This window comes from Arthrobacter sp. Cr_A7 (assembly GCF_029222765.1).
Lineage (GTDB): Bacteria > Actinomycetota > Actinomycetes > Actinomycetales > Micrococcaceae > Arthrobacter.
This window is the reverse complement of sequence record NZ_JARHXQ010000167.1, coordinates 1-4,068: the sequence shown is the minus strand read 5'-3', so window position 1 is coordinate 4,068 and position 4,068 is coordinate 1. Positions and strand designations below refer to the sequence as shown.

General features: G+C 59.0%; 4 protein-coding genes. 3 read left to right on the top strand and 1 reads right to left on the bottom strand.

The features are described 5' to 3' along the window. On the top strand, positions 1 to 145 hold a 145-nt coding region (locus tag P2Q66_RS10375; RefSeq protein ID WP_275727803.1), incomplete at its 5' end, for an ATP-binding protein. A gap of 308 nt (positions 146 to 453) precedes the next feature. On the opposite strand, the gene P2Q66_RS10370 is transcribed toward P2Q66_RS10375, so the two are convergent. Then, positions 454 to 870, bottom strand: a complete 417-nt coding sequence (locus tag P2Q66_RS10370) for a hypothetical protein (RefSeq protein ID WP_275727802.1) — start codon at positions 868 to 870, stop codon at positions 454 to 456. Positions 871 to 1,149: 279 nt separating this feature from the next. Here P2Q66_RS10370 and P2Q66_RS10365 point away from each other — a divergent pair, with 279 nt between their 5' ends. After that, positions 1,150 to 2,310, top strand: coding sequence for a papain-like cysteine protease family protein (locus tag P2Q66_RS10365; protein WP_275727799.1), 1,161 nt, complete (start codon positions 1,150 to 1,152; stop codon positions 2,308 to 2,310). A 540-nt stretch (positions 2,311 to 2,850) separates the two neighbouring features. After that, positions 2,851 to 4,068, top strand: a 1,218-nt coding sequence (locus tag P2Q66_RS10360; RefSeq protein WP_275727797.1) for an alpha-amylase family glycosyl hydrolase, incomplete at its 3' end; no start/stop codon positions are given.

Here is a 4,068-nt window from a genome sequence, read left to right as displayed (position 1 = left end):
CGGCGATCAGGTCGTCGCCTCGGCCATGATCGACCGCATCGTCCACCACGCCGAAGTCATCACCCTCAAAGGCTCCAGCTACCGCCTCAAACACACCCAGGTCGACTCGCTGCCCTCGACAAGACCCGAAAATACGGCAGAATAACCAACGTCAAAGTGGCTCACTTTTCAGCCCGCGAAATGGCTCACTTTTCGACCATCGCTGACAGGGGCAGGGCGTTGTTATGTCAAATGCCGTGACTGGGCGGGCCTCTGAGAACAAGCAGGAACTCCGCCCACAGGCCTAATCCTCCCTTGTCAGGCGGCTCTGACGTCAGGGTGGCGTGTGGTTATTCCGTCCCGGGCGCAATGATCAGAAGCAATCAGAAATTGCCGCTACTGCTTGTGCAGTCTGTGGTGCGTTGGTCGCAATAACCATCTCCACCAGCAATGCCTGGAACCACAGAGGAGCGACTAGTCATCATGCTTGGGTATGTAGAAGGGCATCCCGGCAGTAGGACCGAGCCAGAATCTCCCGGATATTCCAAGGACCTCAGCAGTGTCCCACATGGGAAACAGCGCACCGTTGAGGGTCACAGTGACCCGCTTGAGCTGCCAGTGATCAGTCGTGCCCATCCGGATATACACCGGATGTTTATCAATATTCTCAGTCTTCAGCTGGGGATTTCTGGGATCATTCCTGCTCGCATTTGCGACATTGCTCCCTTGGCCGAACACATAGGTCTTACTGGTGCCCTTCTCGAAGTCGTCGCCGGACGAATCGATTGAAAACTCGCGACCACAGAACCCAAGGTAGATTGCACCGTCCGCATCTGCGTCGGGATCACTACCGGTTTGGACGTTCACGTTGATGCTCTGAATATTGGCCACGGCGAAACCCCACTCTCTGCGCTTTCTGCTTCGACTGGAATTTGACCAATCCTGCCGTTACTCCGGCGTTATCGTCTGAACCAAAGGCTCCGTTGTAGCCACGTGCCTGGGTCCGCCGAAGCCGTGACCACCAGTATGGGAAGCCGCGGTGGCTAGGATGCGTGCCACGGTTCTGCTGGAGGTTGCGGATATAGGGACAACTCCCGTGTCGTAACGCGGCGGTAACGCGGGGTCGCAGATCCTGAGTGGACTCTAAGAGCTATCGAGAAGGGAAAGATTATGAGTCTTGAGGAGGTTGTCCACGCCACCAGTAGCCCGTACAAGTCACTGCTCTGGGACGGGAGCATTTTTGGCCGCCCGTTCATAACCAAGCAACTGGCCTTCAACATGCAGCGTCAGACGCAGTCGAATTGGTGTTGGGCAGCGGCTTCTACCAGCGTTTCGCATTACTACTGGAGGTTCAGCCACTGGACGCAGTGCAAGGTGTGCAATGCTGAGCTGAACCGCACCGACGCGTGCAACTCGCCCGTCCCCGCGGCCTGCAACGTGCCCTGGTACCTTGACCGTGCCCTGACCCGTACCAAGAACTACGTGAGTATCACCGGCCAAATCACCTTCGCACAGATCCGTGCCGAAATCGACGCAGGGCGTCCTGTGGGTGCACGGGTTGGCTGGAATGGCGGCGGCGGCCATTTCATGATGATCTACGGGTACGCCACGTACTTTGGCGCCCAGTATGTTGATATTGACGACCCCATATACGGCAAAAGCCATCTCAGACTGAGCGACTTCTCCACCAACTACCAAGGGAGCGGAACTTGGACTCACACCTACTTCACGAAGAGCTACTTTAAATTGCCCTGGCTCCCAGTCCCGCTACCTGATCCCGTCCTGAAAAAGATCTGGGAATCACGCCAGATGCTGCATCTGAAACGGAGTCCCGACCCCGAACATGCCGAACGAACACCCGACGATGACTCCGTTCAAATCGGCCTGGCCCATCACATGTACAGCCTCGGCCTGGACCGGCTGCTGGGCGACCGCGACGAGGGCCCAGATCCCATCGGCCTGCGAGTGTATGAAACAACCGGCGGCACCGCCACCGCGTTCTTCGACGTAGACCAAGATGCAGAGGCGAACGTACGCCAGATGTCCACGGCCGCGTCCCATCTCGAGCCCTTCACCCGCGTCGTGGAAGCAGCCATCCCCTTGGCCGAGAGGTCCGACCGGAATACAGAGCTACGACTGTTCCGTGTCCCTGCGCTCAATTTCGAGGCTCTATGGGTAAGCCAAGGAGGAGGCGAGCAGGATTTCCTCCTGCCTTTGACAGACGTCGGAGGTCTTGCCGTTGGGTCAACATACAGCTACGAAGAGGCCCTAAGAGCTCTCCGGGAAGCGGCCCAGCCGTTAGCGGACATGGACGACACCATGGGAGCATAAATTCCGGCGTACGGAGTCCTGAATGACGTCGAAATGACGTATTCCAGAACCGAGGCGGGCCGGGGCCAGCGAGGCCGCGTCCTCCGCGAGCTCCGCCACTGCCAAACATTGGGTCCGCTTGTTTTACACGCATTGGCAAGGGTTCACATGGCAACTTACTTCCGGTTTTTCCGAGGCCATGATGTTCGGTCAGTACATCGCCGTGATGAATGCAGTTGGGGGCCGGATCCCGGGGTGAGAATCTTGCCCAGCTGCAGTCCGTCTCGGGCAGGTCGTCGGCGGTGTCTTACAGCAGGTCCAGGGGGCCCAGCGCCGGGGTTCGCCCACGTGCCCGTTTTAACGGCGCGCAGACGAACGTGGGTCGGTGTCCGTGCCTTGGCCGGGGGTAAGTCGCTGCCTCGGCAGAAGAAATCGGAACGGACTCCCGTACCAGACGTGCATTGACATCCAGGTCAGTGGCGGAGCAGCCTTGTGCCTGTTGGCTGGGGCGCAGCAGGATCAACGACGATCGGGGGACCCCCAATGATTACTGTCCGTTTCATGTACATCACTGGTATCAAGAGGGCGTTGTTCCGTGACGCCCGGTTGTCTGGGACATGGAACAGATGGGGAGATATACCGATGCGGGAGATCGTCGCCGAGGACGGCTGCCCGGCTTTCGAAGTGACGGTGAATTTCGACGACGCTCTGGCTGGCCAAGAGATCCGGTGGGGTGTTCGCCTGGAAGGACCTGCGGGAGGGAACCAGTGGGGGATTGCTACTGAGGACTCGGACCTGGGTGCGATCAGGACGGAACGCCACACGATCCTGCCGGATGCAGGAGGGCAGGCCACAGCACGCTACCGCCTGACGCTCAGCCGGTTCCTTGGAGCCCAGAAATTCTACCAGGGAAGTGAGGAGCGCATCCGGTTCGCGGTCTGGGCGCCGAACGCCAAAAATGCTGAAGTCGTTTTCGGAACAAAGGACAACGGCTACATCCACGACGACGGGAACGGGATTGACCCGAACCAGCCTGTCATCCAGCTTCACAACATCGGTGACGGCATCTGGGCCAGCGATCCGCAGCCGGACTTCCAGTCGTTTGTGGGCATGCCCTACATGTACCGCATCAAAAACGCGCAGGGTGCTACGAGGATGCGAACCGACATCCACTCCCGATGGCAGATCGGACGCGGCGACATAAACCCGCTGCGCACGCAATGGGATGGCAATCCGGCCAACTTGGACGGCGGGGTCAGCTGCAGTGTCGTCATAGACCAGGACGTGGTGCGGAAAGAATTCGAGCCGGCCACCAACCCGCCGACGCAGATCAGCGATGAGGATTTCTGGTCCAGCGAGTTCACCACCGGGAAGCCGGTGCCGTCACGGCTTACAGAGCTGGTGATCTACGAACTCCACATCGGCTCGTTGGGCTACGTCGCGCCGAACGAGGGCAATGGGCAGGTCGCGGGAAACCTGCAGGACGCCTTGGACTTCATCCCTCATCTGGTGTCCCTCGGTGTCAACGCTGTCGAGTTGCTGCCGGTGTCTGAGTTCGGCGGAACGCTCGCCTGGGGGTATGGCGACACGCATCACTTTGTCATCGAGTCCAGCGCCGGCGGCCGCGATAAGTACAAGCACTTCGTACGTGAATGCCACCGCAGCGGAATCGCCGTCATCCAGGACGTCGTCTACAACCATTTCGACTCTGAAGCTGAGCGAGCGGAGTGGCAGTACGATTCAGAGCTTCCTGAGCAAAACATCTACTACTGGTATGAG

Bases quoted from the DNA above. Each gene is read 5' to 3' on its own strand.
- P2Q66_RS10365 (WP_275727799.1), top strand. From the start codon at position 1,150: ATGAGTCTTGAGGAGGTTGTCCACGCCACCAGTAGCCCGTACAAGTCA.